The organism is Gordonia desulfuricans NBRC 100010, from assembly GCF_001485495.1.
GTDB lineage: Bacteria > Actinomycetota > Actinomycetes > Mycobacteriales > Mycobacteriaceae > Gordonia > Gordonia desulfuricans.
Genome location: NZ_BCNF01000030.1, coordinates 12,235 through 29,810, shown reverse-complemented (window position 1 = coordinate 29,810; position 17,576 = coordinate 12,235). Strand labels below are relative to the sequence as shown.

Genomic DNA, 17,576 nt, shown 5'->3' with positions numbered 1-17,576 from the left:
TCACCAAGAAGGGTCCTCTCTCAATCGTCAAGTGACTGTTGGTGGTTGAGCCGGTGAGGAGCGTAGCGACGAGGCGTGTCGAAACCTCGGTTGGTTGCGTTGTCGACGGGACCACCTCAGGGGTGGTTGCTGCCAGGCTGCGGGTTGCAGAGATTTCGACTCGGGTCCTCGCTTCGCTTGGTCCCGGCTCGATCACCAACAAGAGTCCTCGCTCAATCATCAAGCAGTCGTGGGTGGTTCGAGTGTCAAAGGCTCGGTCCCGGCTCAATCACCAAGAAGGGTCCTCGCTTCGCTCGGTCCCGGCTCAATCATCAAGAAGGGTCCTCGCTCAATGATCAAGCAGTCGTGGGTGGTTCGAGTGAATAAGGCTCGGTCCCGGATCGATCGTCAAGGGCTGGTGCTGCCGCCGAGTTCGCACTCAGGTCTGACACCGCGGGCAGAAGTAGATGACGCGCTCGGCGTCGGCGGTTCCGAGATGGTCGCGCTGAATGGGCGTGGCGCACCGACGGCATGGCTGTGCTCGACGGCCGTAGACCCAGAGTCGTTCGGTGCGGCCGGTCTTGCCGGTCGTGGTGCGGGCCAGGCGGGTCCGGTTCGCGATGAGCATCCGGTGGGCGAGGTCGACCATCGCGGGGACGTCGACGTCCCCGACCCGGCGGGTGGGCAACACGCCGCGAAGGAAACACAGCTCCGAGCGGTACTCGTTGCCGACACCGGCCATCCGGCGCTGATCGAGCAGGGCGATTCCGATCGGGGTGTCCGGGTGTCGCGCGATCCGGCGGGCGGCCTCGGCGGCGTCCCAGTCGTCGCCCAGCAGATCGGGTCCCAGGTAGGCGAGGGCGCCGTCCGGGTCGGCCATCAGATCGAGGGTGCCGAGCGCGAATCCGACCGCCTCGTAGGTGTCGTTGCGCAACACCACGCGTGCGGTGTGGGCACGCTGATGCCAGCGTTCGCCGACCCGCAGCACATCCCAGCTGCCCTCCATCGACAGATGGCTGTGGATGCTGACCGGCTCCTGGCCGTCGCCGGGGCCGACGTCGATCAGCAGGTGCTTGCCCCGCGACCGAACCGCGGTGACCGCACGGCCGGACAGATCGACGGTGGCCAGCCGGGGGACACGGAAATCGGAGTACGTCAACAGCTTTCCGGCCAACGCGGTGCGCAGCCGGGCGGCGGTGCGGAAGACGGTGTCACCCTCTGGCATGGCCGTACCGTATCCGAAGTCCCCGAGGGGTGGTGGAGAATCCGCAGTCGACGAACACCGACGCCAACGGCGACCGCAGCGCCTCCACACCGTCGATCTGGTCGACGGCCAGCCGGGCCACGCCGCCACGGCCGACCACGTCGGCGATCCCGGAGATCGCCGCGCGCAGCATCGAATCCGACTCGGTGAAGGTCAGGACGGTCTTGCCGCCGCGCTCGACGAAGGCCACCGGCGTCCCGTCCACCATCACCACCAGGGCGCCGGGTTTGCGGCCCGGCCGATGTCCGCCGTCGGGACGTTGCGGCCAGTCCAGGGCCGCGCCGTAGGGGTTCGCCGGGTCGGTGGCCGCCAGCACGACGGTGGTCGGCTGGTGGCGGTGACCGTCGAGCGAGGCATCGTCGAGGGCGTGCCGGCGCAGATCGTCGACGGTGGACGGTGCCGCGAACTGGGCCCCGCCGAGGCCGTCCACGTAATACCCGCGGCGGACCTGGCCGCTGTCCTCGAACACGGTGAGCGCCTTGTAGATCCGGGCGAAACCGCCGGTGACGGCCTCACTGACGACCGGTCCGCGGGTGACCAGCCCATACCGTGCCAGCAGCTGGTCGCAGAGCACCTGTGCGAGGTCCGTCGGATCGGTGGTCCGATCGAGCGGGGCGAACCACCGTCCGCCCACGATCGGCGGGGTGGGTGCGGCGCCGGGGGTCGACGACAACAGGGTGCGCGTGGACAACCGGCCCGGCCGCAATCGTGGTGCCCGGCCCCGTGATCGATGTGCCGGGGTCGCACGGGACGGGCCGGAGCGGCGTGGCATCAGCAGGGCCCGGACCGGGGCGAACGAGTCGTTGGAGACATGACCCGACCACACCAGATCCCACAGCGCGGACTCGATCGCGTCGGAACCCGCGGTGATCCCGGCATCCTCGAGGTCGGCGGTGAGCTGGGCATACCGCAGACCGCCGCCGGTCGCGAAGCGCGCCAGCAACTCCCGGTGGATGTCGGTCAGGTCGATCTCGTCGGGCTCGGGCAGCAGCGCCTCGGCGAGATCGGCCGGGCAGAACCGGATCCAGCCGTCGGCGCCACCGATACGCCCCGCACCCGACCACACCACATCACCCGCCGACAGCAACTCGTCGAGCATCGCCGGCGAGTAGTCGGGGATACGCGCAGGCAGGATGAGCGACTCCCACGCCGACGCGGGCAGCGGATGACCGGCGAGCTGGTCGAGCACCACCGCCACGCCGTCGACACCATCGAGCTGCTCGGCGGGGGAGACGTGCTGCCAGTCGGTGAGGAAACGCGCGAAGGCGTCGGTGGTGACCGGCGCGACCTCGGCGCGGGTCGCGGCCAGCGAACCCCGCCGGATCTGCCCGAGCACATCGGCGTGACACCACTGGGTACCCGTCACGCCGGACAGGAAGTCGCCCTCGACCACCGACCGCGATCCGGCCAGCCGCGCCAGGGTGTCGGCGACGACGGCCACGCCGAGCCCGATCTCCTCGGCCGCCTCGGCGACGGTGAACGGTCCGTGGGTCCGTGCGAAGCGGTGGACGAGGTCGCCGACCGGGTCGGGAACCGACTCGAGGAAGGCGGCGGGAACACCCATCGGGGCCGGGACGCCGAGCGCATCGCGCAGCCGGGCGGTGTCCTCGACCGCCGCCCACAGCGCCCGCCCACGATGGCCGATCGAGATGATCAGGCCGTCGCGGTGCAACCCGGCGAGAACGGTCGTCACCGTCGCGACCACCTCGGTACCGGTGTCGGGGCCGCGGTCGGGATCGGTGTCGGTGTCGGGGTCACCGTGGGTTCGGGGGTCGGCGTCGGCCCGGAACCGTTGCGCCACGGCCTCGGTGGACAACGGTCCGAGCCAGCGCAGCAGATCCACGACGTCCTCGGCGTCGCGGGCGCGACGTGCCGGATCGAGGCGTTGCAGGCGTGCGGTGACCTCGGCGATCACCGCCGGGTCGAGCAGCTCGCGCAGATCGACGCGGCCGAGCAGTTGCGCGAGCAGCGCGGTGTCCAACGACAGTGCTGCAGCACGCCGTTCGGCGAGCGGGGCGTCGTCGTTGTACATGAACGCCCCGACGTAGCCGAACAGCATCGACGCGGCGAACGGGGAGGGTGTCTGCGTCTCGGACTCGACCATCCGGACCTTGCGGGTGGCCACCCGCCGCAGCAGGTCGACGAGGGCGGGCAGGTCGTAGACATCCTGCAGGCATTCGCGCACGGCCTCCAGGACGATCGGGAAGTCCGGGAACCTCGATGCCACCGCCAGCAACTGGGCACTGCGCTGGCGTTGCTGCCACAGCGGTGCCCGGCGTCCGGGATCGCGGCGCGGCAGCAGCAACGCCCGCGCGGCACACTCGCGGAACCGGGAGGCGAACATCGACGACTCGGCGAGGGCATCGGTGATCAGCTGTTCGGCCTCGTCGGGGTCGACGGCGAACACGGCGGCACCGGGTGGGGTGTCGTCGGTGTCGGGCAGGCGGACGATGATCCCGTCGTCGGAGGCGGTGACCGCGCCGTCGAGGCCGAGGGAGGTCTTGAGCTGCACCGAGATCGCCGATGCCCACGGTGCGTGGACGCGTAATCCGTAGGGGGAGTGAAGGATCAGACGCCAGTCGCCGAGTTCGTCGCGGAATCGTTCGACCACCAGGGTGCGGTCGGTGGGCAGATGCCCGGTGGCCTCGCGCTGCTCGGCGATCAGCGCGGCCAGGTTCTCGCGGGCGAAGCCGGTGAGTCCGAGATCGTCTGCGCGACGGTCGAGTTCGGCACGGTCGGCGATCTCGCCGGTGAATCTGCCGATGGCGGCACCCAATTCGGCCGGCCGGCCGATACTGTCGCCGATCCAGAACGGCAACCTGCCGGGCCGGCCGAACGCCGGGGAGACCAGGACGCGGTCGTGGGTGATGTCCTCGATCCGCCAGCTGGTGGCGCCGAGGGCGAACACGTCACCCACCCGGGACTCGTAGACCATCTCCTCGTCGAGTTCGCCGACGCGGGCGGCCTTCTCGCCCACCATGAACACGCCGAACAGTCCGCGGTCGGGGATGGTGCCGCCGGAGGTGACCGCCAGCCGTTGTGCGCCGCGCCGCCCCGACAACACGTTGCGGTCGCGATCCCAGGTGACGCGCGGCCGGAGCTCGGCGAACTCGTCGGACGGGAACCGGCCCGAGATCAGGTCGAGGGTCGCCTCGTAGATCGACCGCCCGAGATCACGGTACGGCGCCGACCGCCGGACGGTCTCGAACCAGTCGTCGACGTCGAGGTCGTCGACGGCGGCCGCGGCGATCGTCTGCTGGGCGAGGACGTCGAGCGGGTTGGTCGGAACCGTCAGTTCCTCGATCTCCCCGGCCCGCATCCGTGCGACGGCCACCGTGCAGTGGATCAGGTCGGTGCGATGTTTGGGGAACAGCACGCCCTGGCTGATCTCGCCCACCTGATGGCCGGCGCGGCCGATCCGCTGCAGACCGCTGGCCACCGACGGCGGCGCCTCCACCTGCACCACCAGGTCGACGGCGCCCATGTCGATGCCGAGTTCCAGCGAACTGGTCGCCACCACACAGCGCAGCCGCCCGGTCTTGAGATCGTCCTCGATCTCGGCACGCTGCTCCTTGCTGACCGATCCGTGATGCGCCCGGGCGAGGACGTGTGCGGCGCCGGCGCTCGCCCCGCTGGCCATCACCAGCGCGGGCGCACCACCGGGCACCCGCTGGTTTCGCGCCGGGGATTCCGGCACCGCGGTACCGGCCCGGTTCTCGGCGATCTCGTTGAGCCGTGCGGTCAGCCGCTCGGCCAACCGTCTGGAGTTGGCGAACACGATGGTGCTGCGGTTGGCCTCGATCAGGTCGACGATCGCCGATTCCACATACGGCCACAACGATCCGGCGGTGGGCGAGAAGGCGTCGTCGAGCTCGTCGAGCCCGCCGTCGGCGTCCGGTGGTGCCGGGATGTTGGCCATGTCCGCCACCGGGACGTCGACCCGAAGGTCGAAGGTCTTGGCCGCCGGTGGACGCACCACGGTGCAGTCGGCCGCCCCGGACAGGAATCGGGCCACCACCTCGGGCGGGCGCACCGTCGCCGACAACCCGATGCGCTGTGCGGGACGCTCCAGCAGGCGGTCGAGCCGCTCGAGCGACAGGGCGAGGTGTGTGCCGCGTTTGGTGCCGGCCACCGCATGCACCTCGTCGACGATCACGGCCTCCACCCCGGTCAGCGATTCGCGGGCCGACGAGGTGAGCATCAGATACAGCGACTCGGGGGTGGTGATCAGGATGTCCGGCGGTGTGCGCACCAACAGCCGCCGTTGCGCGGCGGGGGTGTCGCCGGAGCGCAGCCCGACGGTGATCGCGGGCTCGGGCTCACCGAGTTCCTGCGCGGCGCGCGTGATGCCGGTCAGCGGCGCCCGGAGGTTGCGCTCGACGTCGACGGCGAGCGCCTTGAGCGGGGAGACGTAGAGGACCCGGGTGGTGCCCCGCGACCGGTCGGGCCGGGCGGCGAGCCGATCGAGCGCCCACAGGAACGCCGACAGCGTCTTTCCGGACCCGGTCGGGGCGATGACCAGCGTGTTGTCGCCGTTGGCGATGGACTCCCACGCACCGGCCTGGGCGGCGGTGGGCGCGGCGAAGGCCCCGGTGAACCACTGCCTGGTGGGCGCGGTGAACCGGGTCAGGATCTGGGCCGGATCGGACACGACGTCCATCATCCTCCAGACCACCGACGGTTTCGTGGTCTGCGTCTTGTGGGAGGAGTATCGTGCTGCCAGACGTTCCTGCGGGAAATCCGGTGTGAATCCGGAGCGGTCGCGCCACTGTGAGTCCATCCGACCAGGTCGGAGGACGAGTCAGGACGCCGCCGGACGTCGCGAATGTGCATTTCAGCTGGGACGCGTGATCCCACGAAAGGACTGATCCGATGGTTGCATCGACCCATCAGGGCAAAGCGGTGTCGCTTGCCGTACCCGACCTGTCCGCCGCGTCGGCCGCACTGTGGCTGACCGCGACGCTGGTCCTGGCCGGGATGGCCTACTACTTCCTCGGCTACGACCAGGGCGCGGTGTCGGTCTTCGGTTCCGACACCCACATCCATGAGTTCGTGCACGACGCACGGCACTTCCTCGGCTTCCCCTGCCACTGACGCGGACGGAAACGAGACAACAACACATGGAGAAGAAATTCATCGGCGCAGGCCTGCTCTCGGGCCTGATCGCCGGCATCGTCGCGTTCATCTTCGCTCGGATCTTCATCGAGCCGCAGGTCGCCAAGGCGATCGACTACGAGGGTGCCCGCTCGGAGGCCGAAGAGCACCTGCTCGAAGCCCACGGCGGTCACGTCCACGGTGGTGAGGGTGAGGTCTTCACCCGCACCGTGCAGGAGAACATCGGTGCCGGTGTCGGCACCATCGTCTTCGCGCTGTGCATGGGCGCGTTCTTCGCCGTCGCGTTCACCGTCCTGTGGACCTACATCGGTCGCCACTACCCGGCGACGGACTACCGCTGGGTCGGTGCGGCCCTCGGCGTACTCGGTTTCATCGCGTTCTTCGGTGTGCCGTTCTTCGTCTACCCGGCCAATCCGCCGGCCGTCGGCGACGACGACACCATCGGTGCGCGGTCGGGTGCCTATCTGACCATCACGGTGGTCTCGGTGATCGCGATGGTCGCCGCCGTCGTGCTCGTGTTCTGGCTGCGTCCGCGGTTGGGCGGCCTGTTCGCCGGTGTGCTCGGTGCCATCGGGTTCCTGGTGGTCGTCACGATCACCGCGGCCCTGCTGCCGGAGTTCCACGAGGTACCCGAGCCGGTGATGGACGGCGAGACCATCCTGTTCCCCGGCTTCCCGGGCGCGGTGATCGGCGACTTCCGGGTCTACGTCATCGCCAACCAGGTGATCTTGTGGACCGTCCTGTCCACCGCGTTCGCCGCGATCCTGGGTCTGCTGACCCGGTCGAAGTCGTCGGCCGGGACGGCGGCGCTCGCCGACGTCCGCTGACGCCGGGACGAATGACGCTTCATCTGATCACCGCCGGTCGGAGCGGCCCCAACAAGGCCCTCCGATTCGGCGGTGATCCGTCTCTGGACGACGCCGGACGCACATCCGTGCTCGCCCTCGCGAACCGGCTGAACGCCGGGCCGGCCGATGCCGATACCCGGCCGATGCTGGTCGGGCCCGATCTGGCGAGCCGTCAGACCGCCGGATTCCTGGCGCTGGCACTCCTGCCGCCGTCCGGGCCACCGACCGTCGACGAGCGGCTGGCCACCCTGGACGTCGGCTCGTGGTCGGGATGCGCGCCCGAGGAGATCGACCCGTCGGCGCTCGGTGCGTTCTTCACCGACCCGTGGTCGGTCCCGCACGGCGGGGAGTCCCTGGCCGCCTTCGTCGCCCGTGTCCTCGCCTGGCGCGACGAGCGCACATCCTCCGACGCCGATCTGTTCGTGGTGGTGGCGATGCCGGTGGCGCAGGCGCTGCTCGCCGGCGATCCGGCGGGCTACTTCGCGGTGGACGTCGCCCCCGCCCATCACTATCCCGTGCCCTGATCGCGGCGGTCTTCTCTGGACAGCGGCCGGTGACACCTGACACAGTGGGAAACTGAAACGTGTTCTAGTCGACGTCGGGTCGGCGTGTTCAACGGAGGTGTCGATGTTCGAGTGGTCCGAGGAAGACCTGATGGTGCGGGATGCGCTGCGTGCGTTCATCGACAAGGAGATCCGGCCGCACGTCGACGACCTCGAGACCGGGGCCCTGCCGCCCTACGAGATCACCCGGAAGCTGTTGTCCACCTTCGGTGTCGACGCGATGGCGGCCGAAGGGCTGGAGAAGGAGCTCGCCGCCGAGTCGGCCGGGGAGCGCGCCCCGTCGGGCGGCGGCGCCCTGGGCGGCGGCAACTCGATGTTCCTGATCCTCAACATGGAACTGGCCGGGGTCAGCCTCGGCCTGGTGGCCTCGCTCGGGGTGAGCATGGGCCTGACCGTGTCCACCATCCGCGGCAAGGGCACCCTCGCGCAGAAGAAGCGCTGGCTGCCCGAGCTGGTCACCATGGAGAAGGTCGGCGCCTGGGCGATCACCGAACCGGACTCCGGGTCGGATGCGCTGGGCGGAATGAAGACCACCGTCCGCCGTGACGGGGACGACTACATCCTCAGCGGGCAGAAGACGTTCATCACCAACGGCCCGTACGCCGACACCATCGTCGTCTTCGCCAAGCTCGACGACGGCTCGGACACCCCGATCCGCGACCGCAAGGTGCTCAGTTTTGTGCTCGACAAGGGGATGCCGGGTCTCACCCAGGGCAAACCGTTCAAGAAGATGGGCATGATGAGCTCACCGACCGGCGAGCTGTTCTTCGACAACGTGCGCCTGGGCCCGGACCGTCTGCTCGGTGAGACCGAGGACACCGGCTCCGACGCCAAGGGTGCCGAAGGGGCCAAGGCGGGTTTCACCGCCGAACGCGTCGGCATCGCCGCGCTGTCGCTCGGCATCATCAACGAATGTCTGCGGCTGTCGGTCGACTACGCCAAGAACCGCACCCTGTGGGGTCAGGAGATCGGTCGTTTCCAGCTCATCCAGCTCAAGCTCGCCGAGATGGAGGTGGCGCGGATCAACGTGCAGAACATGATCTTCAGCGCGATCGAACGGACCAAGGCGGGCAAGCCGATGACCCTCGCCGAGGCGTCGGCGATGAAGCTCTACAGTTCCAAGGCCGCGACCGACGTCGCGATGGAGGCGGTCCAGCTGTTCGGCGGCAACGGATACATGGCCGAGTACCGCGTGGAACAGCTCGCCCGCGATGCCAAGTCGCTGATGATCTACGCCGGCAGCAACGAGATCCAGGTGACCCACGTCGCCAAGGGGCTGCTCGCCTGACCCGCTGCTCGTCTGACCTGCGCCCGCGATCCCGGGACCGGCGAGGGCCGGCCCGGGATCAGGTGCCGGTGAACACCAGCACGATCAGGGCGAGATTGAGGATCACGATGGCCACCGACGCCACCCCGGCGGCGATCCTCAGCGGCCAGGAATCGGCGAAGGGGCCCATCAGCGAACGATCGGCGGTGAGCCGGCCGAGTGGGATGATGGCGAACGGGATACCGAAGCTCAGCACCACCTGGCTGACGACCAGGGCCCACGTCGGATCCACCCCGATCCACAGCACGGCGAGTGCCGGCAGCAAGGTGACCAGGCGGCGCACCAGCAGCGGTATCCGCTTCTCGAGCAGACCGTCCATGATCGCCGCTCCCGCCGACGAACCCACCGAGGTGGCGGCCAGCCCGCTCGCGAGCAGGCCGACGGCAAAGGCGGTGGCCATGCCGGGGCCCATCGCGTCGGCGACGGCGTGGTAGGCGCCCTCGATGGTGTCGGTGCCCTCCTTGCCACGGAGGTTCTCGGCGGCGAGGAGCAGCAGGGCGATGTTGACCGCACCGGCGACGACGAGCGCGAGGGCCACATCCCAGCGGGTGGCCCGCAGCAGACGCCGGCGCCGTGTCTCGGTGCGGGTGACGCCATAGCGGTCGATCACCAGTGCCGAGTGCACATAGATCGCATGCGGCATCACCGTGGCGCCCAGCATCGACGCCGCCAGCAGCACCGTTTCGGGTCCCTGGAGTCGCGGGACCAGCCCGCCTGCCACATCCGCGGCCGCCGGCGGATTGACGAACAGTCCGGCGAGGAATCCGACCACGATGATCGCCAGCAGGGTCACGATCACCGACTCGAAGACCCGTTGCCTGCGCGGATTCTGCAGCAGCAACACCAGCGTCGAGATCACCCCGACGATCACCCCGCCGACCACCAGCGGCAGGTCGAACAGCAACTGCAGGGCAATGGCCCCGCCCAGGACCTCGGCCAGGTCGGTGGCGATCGCGACGATCTCGGCCTGCACCCAGAACGCGAGACGCCGGCGTCTGCTCAGCCGCTCACCGAGGATCGCCGGCAGGCTGCGGCCGGTGACGATGCCGAGTTTTGCCGACTGGTACTGGATCAGCATGGCGACGATGTTCGCCGCGACCAGTACCCAGACCAGCAGGAATCCGTACCGGGCGCCGGCGGTGATGTTGGCCGCCACATTGCCCGGATCGACGTAGGCCACCGCGGCGACGAATGCCGGACCGAACAGCGCCACCTGGCGCAGCAACCGGGAGCGGGTCCCGCGCAGCTGGGCGGTGGTCCGCGCATCGGCGACGCCGCTGTCCGTACCGACACCGCTGTCCGTACCGACGCCGCTGTCCGTACCCGCACCGCCCGCCATACCGCCACCGGCTGTGTCGATCTCGCCGTCCCGGCCGGAGGCCGGGTCGGGTTCGGACGCGTCGGAGGTGCGCGTGTCGACCTGACTCACCTGCCCAATCTGACACATCCCACAGCGTCGATCAACCTGGGCGAAACAGAAAGTTAGGCTACCCGAAAACAGACGTCGGTATGGTGCCGCCGGGTCGGGTATGCCGAACGGTCGCCGGCCCGGCTCATCCCTGGGCCAGCCGCCAGATCCGGTCCCGCGACATCGGCGTCTCGTAGGGGCGTGCGTCGATCGCGCGCCGGATGGCATTGGCCAGGGCCGGTGCCACCGGGTTGTACGGCGACTCGCTCATCGACTTGGCACCGTAGGGGCCGAGGTCGTCGGAGGTGTCGGCGAAGTACACCTCGGTGTCGGGGATGTCGGCCATCTGCGGGACCCGATAGGTCCGGAACACCGGTGTGAGGGGTACGCCCTTGCCGTCGAGCATGATCTCCTCGTACAGGGCCGCGCCGATCGCCTGCGCCACCCCGCCCTCGACCTGACCGAGGCACTGCTGGGGATTCATCACCGTGCCCGCATCGGCGGCGTGCACCGACTGCAGGATCCGGACCGCGCCGGTCTCGGTGTTCACCGCGACCCGGAACCCCTGCACGTTGAATGCGATCGAGCGCAGGTCGCCACGCTCGCTGCCGGAGGCCACCGCCCGCGCACCGTCCGGATGGTCCTGACGATGATCCTCGTCGACCGCGGCGATCAGCTCACCGAAGCCGAGCATCCGGTCGCCGACGGCGGCGCCGTCAGAGCCCAGGCGTACCCGGTCGGGCGTGCTCCCGGTCAGCGACGCAGCCGCCCCGATCAGCGTCTGCCGCAGGGCGAGCGCGGCGCCGTGGACGGCCTTGCCCGCCACCGTGGTTCCCGCCGAGGCGAATGCGCCGGTGTCGTACGGGGCGGCGTCGGTGTCACCGTGGTACACCCGGATGTTCTCGATCTCCGTCGACAGCGCCGACGCCGCGATCTGGGCGTGCACGGTGGTGGTGCCGTTGCCGAACTCGCAGGTGCCCACCCCGACGTGGTAGATGCCGGCGGCGTCGACACCCACGGTCACCGTCGAGAAGTGACCGCGCGGGGCCATCGTCGCGATCGCCGCCAGGGCCATCCCCTCGCCGATCCGCCAGTGGTCGCCGTCGGGCACCGCGACACCGCCGCCCCGGGCGAGGGCGGACTGGGCGAGGTCGAGGCACTGGTCGAGGCCGTAGCTGCCATAGACGAGGTCTTCCTCGGGCTCCTCGTGGGCGATCAGCAACGGATCGCCCTCGGCCACCGCGTTGATCCGGCGCAGGTCGAACGGGTCGATGCCGACCCGGATGGCCAGCTCGTCCATCGCGCTCTCGACGGCGAAGATCACCTGGCCCAGGCCGTATCCGCGGAACGCACCCGACGGCGGGTTGTTGGTGTAGACCACCTCCGCGTCGACCCGCTTGACCGGGCAGTTGTAGACCGACACCGACTCCGCGCAGGCATGGAACATCACGCCGATCGCGTGATTGCCGTAGGCGCCGGTGTCGGAGAGCACGTCCACCTTCATCGCGGTGAGCCGCCCGTCGGCATCGGCACCGAGATCCACCGCGACCCGGAACGGATGCCGGTAGGTGGTCCGCGTCATCTCGTCGGTGCGGGTCATCTCGTAGGCGACGGGGCGGCCCGTGCGGAGCACCGCGACCGCGACCAGGTCCTCGGTGAGCAGTTCCTGCTTGCCGCCGAATCCGCCGCCGACGCGGGCGGCGAACACCCGGATCCGCTCGGCGGGCAGGTCCAGGAGCCGGGCGAGCTCGTCGCGCACCAGGAACGGCACCTGGGTCGAGGTGCGGATCACCAGCCGGTCGTCCTCGAGCCAGCCGATGCTGCCGTGGGTCTCCAACTGTGCGTGCGACACCCGTGCGGTCTGCCAGCTGCCGCCCACGGTGACCGCCGCCGTCGTCAGGGCCTCGTCGACGTCACCGCCGAAACCCTCGTGGAACTCGGCGATCACATTGCGGTCGGCGGCGGCCACCCGGTCGGCCGGCGTGCGATCGGGGTGGACCAGTGCCGCGCCGGGGCGCCGCGCCTCCACCGGATCGAACACCGCGGGCAGCGTCTCGTAGTCCACCTCGATCAGCCGGCATGCCTGCTCGGCGGCCGCGGCGGTGTCGGCGACGACGGCCGCGACCCGCTGGCCGACGAAGCGCACGACCGGATCGAGGATCAGGGTGTCGTCGGGATCGTCGAGCCGGGACTCGTGGCGTCCGGTGGAAAACCTTGGTGTGCTGACGTTCTCGTGGGTGAGGACGAGGTTCACCCCGTCGACGGCGACCGCCTCGGTGGTGTCGATCCGGGTGATCCGGGCGTGTGGATGCGGGGAGGTCAGCACCCGAAGATACTGGGTACCGGGCACATCCACGTCGAAGGTGTAGGGCTCGGTGCCGGTCACCACCCGCCGTGCGGCGAGCGGATTGATCGACGTCCCGACCGGGGTCCCGGTGGTTCCCGCATCGCCGGTCGTGCCGCACAGGGCGGCACACGTCGGCGGTGTGGGTGCCGGTGTCCCGGTCACGCCGGCGGTGATGGCCGCGCGGATCGCACGATATCCGGTGCAGCGGCAGAGATTTCCCTTCATCCGGCGCGGCAGGTCGTCGAGATCGTCGGGGGTCAGGGTGGAGGCGGTGACGATCATCCCGGCGGTACAGAAACCGCACTGGAAGCCGAAGTTGTCGACGAAGGACTGCTGCATGGGGTGGAGGTCGTCGGGTGAGCCCAACCCGGCCACCGTGGTGACCGAGGCGCCGTCGATCCGCTGTGCCGGATAGATACACGAGTGCACCGGAACACCGTCCACCAGAACCGAACACGCACCGCAGTCGCCGGCGTCGCATCCCTTCTTGACCTCGAAATGGCCGGTGTCGCGCAGGAACGTCCGCAGACACTGTCCCGGGCGGGGCTCGGCGTCGACGGACTCGGCGTTGATCTCGAATCGCATCAGGACTCCTCTCGGCCGGTTGTGATGGTGCCCGCGGGCTGATCGAGATCTGTCCGGATTCGTTCGGCGAGAACGGCACTCACGCCACGACGCCAGTCGGCGGAGCCGAGCGGATCGGTGTAGTAGCCGTCGGCCGAGGTGACATCGGTGCGCAGGGTCGCCGCGTCGGGCACATCCGGATACCGCAGCACCGTCGGCCATCCGGTGGCCGCGGTGATCCCGAAGACCGTGGTGCCGTCCTCGTCGGCGCGCCCGGTCACCACCGCGCCCGATCGGCCGAGCTCGGCCAGCGCGATCTTGCCGAAACCGGTCCGCGCACGCATCGCGTACCCGGGGATGTCGATGGCGCGCATCACTTCTCCGGGTTCGAGGGTGTTGATGCCGTTGCCGGTGACGAAGGTCGCGATCGGTACCCGGCGTTCGGAGCCGTCGGGACACCAGATCAGTGCCTCGCCGTCGAGGCCGACGGTCAGCGACACCATCGACGCCGCGGCGAACGACCGGCAGACATTTCCCCCGACCGTCGCCACATTCCAGATCTTGTATGACGCCAACAGTGCTGTGGCGCACTGGAACAGCAGCGGGTGTGCCCGCCATCCCGGGCGTGCGGCAAGGTTCGCCAGGGTTGCGATCGGGCAGGTCGCCGCGATCCGCAGACCGCCGTCGGGCAGGTCTTCGACGGGCGGCCACCCGATCCGGCTGATGTCGACGACTCCGGTCGAATCGATCTGTGGCTCACTGAAGAACCACGTACCGCCCGCGACGATACGTTCGCCGGGGGTGAGGGCGAGATCGGTGCGGGTACGGGCGAACCGGTAGCCGGTGATGGTGTTGACGTCCACGAGCGACCTCCTCAGCCCGCCTTCGCCAGCAGCCGACGGTGCTCGGCGGCGCAGTCGCGGGCCACCACGTCGGTGTCCACCGTGATGAGCTCGTTGTGGGCGACGATACGCTCGCCGTTGACCCAGGAACCGCGGATCGGCGGGATCGATCCGAGGACCAGTGCGGCAACCGGATCGGTGATGTCGGCGTGGCCCAGCCCGGTGAGATCCCACAGCACGAGGTCGGCGAGTTTGCCCACCTCGATCGACCCCACCTCGTCGGCCCGGCCGAGGACCCGGGCACCGCCGATCGTGGCCAGTTCCAATGCCGTCCGGGTGGTCAGCGCGGTGGGGCCGCCCCGGGCACGGGCCATCAGCACGGCCTGGTGGGCCTCCTCGAGCAGCTGACACGACTCGTTCGACGCCGCCCCGTCCACCCCGAGACCCACCGGCACCCCGGCCGCATGGAGATCGGCGGTGCGGCAGATCCGGTTGCCCAGCCGGGCATTGGAGGTGGGGCAGTGCGCCACCCCGGTCGAGGTGGCGCCCAGACGGGCGACGTCGGCGTCGGAGAACTCCACTCCGTGCGCGAACCACACGTCGTCGCCGATCCAGCCCACCGACTCCATGTACTCCAGCGGGGTGGACCCGAACTGGTCTGCGCAGTAGGTGTTCTCGTCCGGCGACTCGGCGAGATGGGTGTGCAGCCGCACCCCGAGTTCGCGGGCCAGCGCCGCCGACTCCCGCAACAGGTCGGTGGTCACCGAGAACGGCGAGCAGGGGGCGAGGGCGATCCGCAGCATCGACTCGCGAGAGGGATCGTGCCAGCGTGCGACCGCGGCCGACGAGTCGCCGAGGATCTCGTCGATGGTCTGCACCACGGAGTCCGGCGGCAGCCCGCCGTCCTTCTCCGACAGGTCCATCGAGCCGCGGGTCGGATGGAAACGCAGCCCGACGATGGCCGCCGCGGTGATCTCGGCACCGAGCAGGTCGCCACCCTCCCGCGGGAACACGTAGTGGTGATCGGTGGTCAGGGTGGCGCCGGTCAGCGCGAGCCGCGACAGACCGCCGAGCGCGGCGGTGTGCACCGCCTTCTCGTCGATACCCGCCCAGATCGGATACAGGGTCTGCAACCACTGGAAGAGGGTGTGATCGGCGGCGAGGCCGCGGGTGATCCACTGGTACAGATGGTGATGGGTGTTGATCAGTCCGGGGGTGAGCGCACAACCGGTGCCGTCCACCCGTGCCACCTCTGTGGGTAGGTCGGGGAGAGGTTCCCCGGCGGGGACGACGGCCGCGATGGTGGTGCCGTCGATCAGCACCGATGCGGCAGGCAGTTCCCGCCGATCCGGGTCGACGGTGATCACCTGTGCGTTCTCGATCAAGGTCAGTGAAGCCACGCCGACACGCTACGGCTGTCGCGTTACGGAAGTATTTCCGTACCTGTCTGCCGGGTGGTGAACAGGGGTGGAGGTGGTGGCGTTCGGTGGTCGGGCGTCGGAGGTTTCGACACGTCTCGTCGCTTCGCTCCTCGTCGGCTCAACCAGCGTGTTCATCGGTGATTGAGCCGGGACCGAGCGTAGCGAGGACCCGTGTCGAAATCTCGGTGGTTTGCGCTGGGAGGTGAGCACCTCCGAGGTGGTTACGACGCGACGTCGGCCGACTGAGGTTTCGACTCGACTCGTCGCTTCGCTCCTCGTCGGCTCAACCAGCGTGGGGGGTCGCTTCGCTCCTCGTCGGCTCGACCAGCGTGGGGGGCTTGCTGCGCGCTTCGTCGGCTCGACCAGTGCGTGCCGGTCATCACTTGTCTGCGGGATCGACGATGTCCTCGATCACCGGGCGACGGACGGTGGGGATGGCCAGGGCGATGGCGGCGGCGACGACGCATGCGGCCAGTGAGATCGCCGACGCCAGCAGGTAGCCGTCGCGACCGGGCACGTGTGCCACCACGGCGCCACCGACGGTCACCGGGACCGTCGCCCAGGTCAGGATCATGCCGACGACGGCCGCCGAGGCGGACGTACCCACCACCCGCATCAGGGCGTTGACACCGTTGGCCTCACCGGTCTGGGCGACCGGCACCGCCCGCATGATCAGCGCGGGCATCGCGGAGTAGGCGATACCCAGCCCGGCACCGACCAGACAGCTCATGATCAGCATCAGCCACCACGTGCACGCCCAGTGGCCACCGGTCACCACCACGAACAGGAGGTAGCCGGTACCGAGTACCCCGCCGCCGATCGCCAGTGAGACGCGCGGGCCGAAGCGGTCGGTGATCCGGGCGCTGACATGCGAGAACACGAACATCAACACGCCGCTCGGGGCCAGGATCAGACTCGCGATCAGCATCTCGTAGCCCAGGCCGTACTCGGCGGCGGTCGGCGCCATCAGTACCTGGATGGGCATCAACTGGGAGGAGTAGAAGGCGAAACCGGTGGCGACGGAGGCCACGTTGGTCAGCAGGACCGGGCGGTCGAGGGCCACCCGCAGGTCGATCAGCGGATTGCGGTGACGCCATTCGAGGACCGACCAGGCCGCGCCGACGAGAAGGAAGGCGGCGAACATGCCGAGGGTCATCGGCGACGACCAGCCCCAGCCGGCGCCCTTGGACAGCGGAAGGAGCAGACATGTCAGCACCACGGCCAGTCCGATGGCACCGAGCAGATCGAATCGGCCGCCGCTGGTCCCGCGGCTCTCCGGGACGGTCAGCCGGATCCCGATCGCACCGGCCACCCCGGCCACCGCACACAGCCAGAACAGGGCGTGCCAGCCGATGCCCTGGGCGACGGCGGCACTGACCGGCAGGCCGAGCGCACCGCCGATGCCGAGCGAGGCCGACATCGTGCCGACCGCCGACCCGAGATGACGCGGGGGCACGATGTCGCGCATCACCGAGATGCCCAACGCGATGGTGCCGAAACCCAGACCCTGCATACCGCGGCCGACCAGGAACGGGATCAGCGAATCCGACAGGGCGCAGATCACCGAACCGGCCGAGACACAGCCCATGCTGGCCAGCAGCATGCGGCGTTTGCCGTACATGTCGCCCAGCCGACCGCCGATCGGTGTGATCGTCGCACCGGTGAGCAGGGTGATGGTGAGCGCCCAGGTGGTGTCGCTCGGGGCCGCGTGCAGCAGATCGGGGAGCTGGGGGATGAGGGGGACGATGATCGTCTGCATCAACGCCACCACGATGCCGGCGGCGCAGAGCACCGTCACCGCGGCTCGCGGATGAGCGTCGGGAACGGAATCCGACCCGTCGAATTCCGATCCAACCGTGCGATCTGTCGCGGACACGTGGCATCAACCTCCGCGATCA

11 protein-coding genes and 1 riboswitch are annotated in these 17,576 nt (G+C 69.5%); of the genes, 4 read left to right on the top strand and 7 right to left on the bottom strand.

All coding sequences use genetic code 11. From position 1 onward, the window contains the following. Window positions 1-418: 418 nt before the first annotated feature. Together GD1_RS04890 and GD1_RS04885 are read right to left on the bottom strand one after the other, a co-directional pair. Window positions 419-1,204 carry a DNA-formamidopyrimidine glycosylase family protein gene (locus tag GD1_RS04890; RefSeq protein WP_059036047.1) on the bottom strand — a complete coding sequence of 262 codons (786 nt, stop codon included), beginning with the start codon at window positions 1,202-1,204 and terminating at the stop codon, window positions 419-421. Beyond that, complete coding sequence (locus GD1_RS04885; RefSeq protein WP_059036056.1) at window positions 1,191-5,903, bottom strand: ATP-dependent helicase; 4,713 nt, start codon at window positions 5,901-5,903, stop codon at window positions 1,191-1,193. Before GD1_RS04885 ends, GD1_RS04890 begins: the two co-directional genes overlap by 14 nt. Before the next feature lie 23 nt (window positions 5,904-5,926). Then, window positions 5,927-6,074: riboswitch (cobalamin riboswitch) on the top strand. Window positions 6,075-6,115: 41 nt separating this feature from the next. Here GD1_RS04885 and GD1_RS04880 point away from each other — a divergent pair. The 4 genes from GD1_RS04880 (at window position 6,116) to GD1_RS04865 (ending at window position 9,057) form a co-directional block, all read left to right on the top strand. After that, window positions 6,116-6,337, top strand: coding sequence for a CbtB domain-containing protein (locus tag GD1_RS04880; RefSeq protein WP_053777881.1), 222 nt, complete (start codon window positions 6,116-6,118; stop codon window positions 6,335-6,337). Between the two features lie 26 nt (window positions 6,338-6,363). Continuing rightward, the gene (locus tag GD1_RS04875; RefSeq protein ID WP_020792151.1) at window positions 6,364-7,185 is read left to right on the top strand and encodes a CbtA family protein; all 822 of its coding nucleotides are present in this window, start codon (window positions 6,364-6,366) and stop codon (window positions 7,183-7,185) included. An 11-nt stretch (window positions 7,186-7,196) separates the two neighbouring features. Continuing rightward, window positions 7,197-7,730, top strand: a complete 534-nt coding sequence (locus tag GD1_RS04870) for a histidine phosphatase family protein (RefSeq protein ID WP_059036045.1) — start codon at window positions 7,197-7,199, stop codon at window positions 7,728-7,730. Between the two features lie 103 nt (window positions 7,731-7,833). Further along, the gene (locus tag GD1_RS04865) at window positions 7,834-9,057 is read left to right on the top strand and encodes an acyl-CoA dehydrogenase family protein (RefSeq protein WP_059036054.1); all 1,224 of its coding nucleotides are present in this window, start codon (window positions 7,834-7,836) and stop codon (window positions 9,055-9,057) included. A gap of 58 nt (window positions 9,058-9,115) precedes the next feature. Here GD1_RS04865 and GD1_RS04860 read toward each other — a convergent pair whose 3' ends face one another. The 5 genes from GD1_RS04860 to GD1_RS04840 all read right to left on the bottom strand — a co-directional run bounded on the left by GD1_RS04860 (window position 9,116) and on the right by GD1_RS04840 (window position 17,554). Then, a complete protein-coding gene (locus GD1_RS04860) occupies window positions 9,116-10,525 on the bottom strand; it encodes an Nramp family divalent metal transporter (RefSeq protein ID WP_244882520.1) in 1,410 nt (469 codons plus the stop codon). Between the two features lie 124 nt (window positions 10,526-10,649). Then, on the bottom strand, window positions 10,650-13,436 hold the full coding sequence (locus GD1_RS04855; RefSeq protein WP_059036043.1) for a molybdopterin-dependent oxidoreductase: 2,787 nt from the start codon (window positions 13,434-13,436) through the stop codon (window positions 10,650-10,652). Beyond that, window positions 13,436-14,278: an FAD binding domain-containing protein gene (locus tag GD1_RS04850; RefSeq protein WP_059036041.1), complete on the bottom strand. Its 843-nt coding sequence runs from the start codon at window positions 14,276-14,278 to the stop codon at window positions 13,436-13,438. Before GD1_RS04850 ends, GD1_RS04855 begins: the two co-directional genes overlap by 1 nt. 11 nt (window positions 14,279-14,289) lie before the next feature. Next, complete coding sequence (locus GD1_RS04845; RefSeq protein WP_059036039.1) at window positions 14,290-15,657, bottom strand: 8-oxoguanine deaminase; 1,368 nt, start codon at window positions 15,655-15,657, stop codon at window positions 14,290-14,292. A gap of 400 nt (window positions 15,658-16,057) precedes the next feature. Beyond that, window positions 16,058-17,554 carry an MFS transporter gene (locus GD1_RS04840; protein ID WP_059036038.1) on the bottom strand — a complete coding sequence of 499 codons (1,497 nt, stop codon included), beginning with the start codon at window positions 17,552-17,554 and terminating at the stop codon, window positions 16,058-16,060. Window positions 17,555-17,576 lie beyond the last annotated feature (22 nt).

Coding starts and splice junctions, on each gene's coding strand:
- GD1_RS04855 (WP_059036043.1), bottom strand. CDS start 13,436: ATGCGATTCGAGATCAACGCCGAGTCCGTCGACGCCGAGCCCCGCCCG.
- GD1_RS04875 (WP_020792151.1), top strand. CDS start 6,364: ATGGAGAAGAAATTCATCGGCGCAGGCCTGCTCTCGGGCCTGATCGCC.
- GD1_RS04890 (WP_059036047.1), bottom strand. CDS start 1,204: ATGCCAGAGGGTGACACCGTCTTCCGCACCGCCGCCCGGCTGCGCACC.
- GD1_RS04880 (WP_053777881.1), top strand. CDS start 6,116: ATGGTTGCATCGACCCATCAGGGCAAAGCGGTGTCGCTTGCCGTACCC.
- GD1_RS04870 (WP_059036045.1), top strand. CDS start 7,197: ATGACGCTTCATCTGATCACCGCCGGTCGGAGCGGCCCCAACAAGGCC.
- GD1_RS04865 (WP_059036054.1), top strand. CDS start 7,834: ATGTTCGAGTGGTCCGAGGAAGACCTGATGGTGCGGGATGCGCTGCGT.
- GD1_RS04885 (WP_059036056.1), bottom strand. CDS start 5,903: ATGGACGTCGTGTCCGATCCGGCCCAGATCCTGACCCGGTTCACCGCG.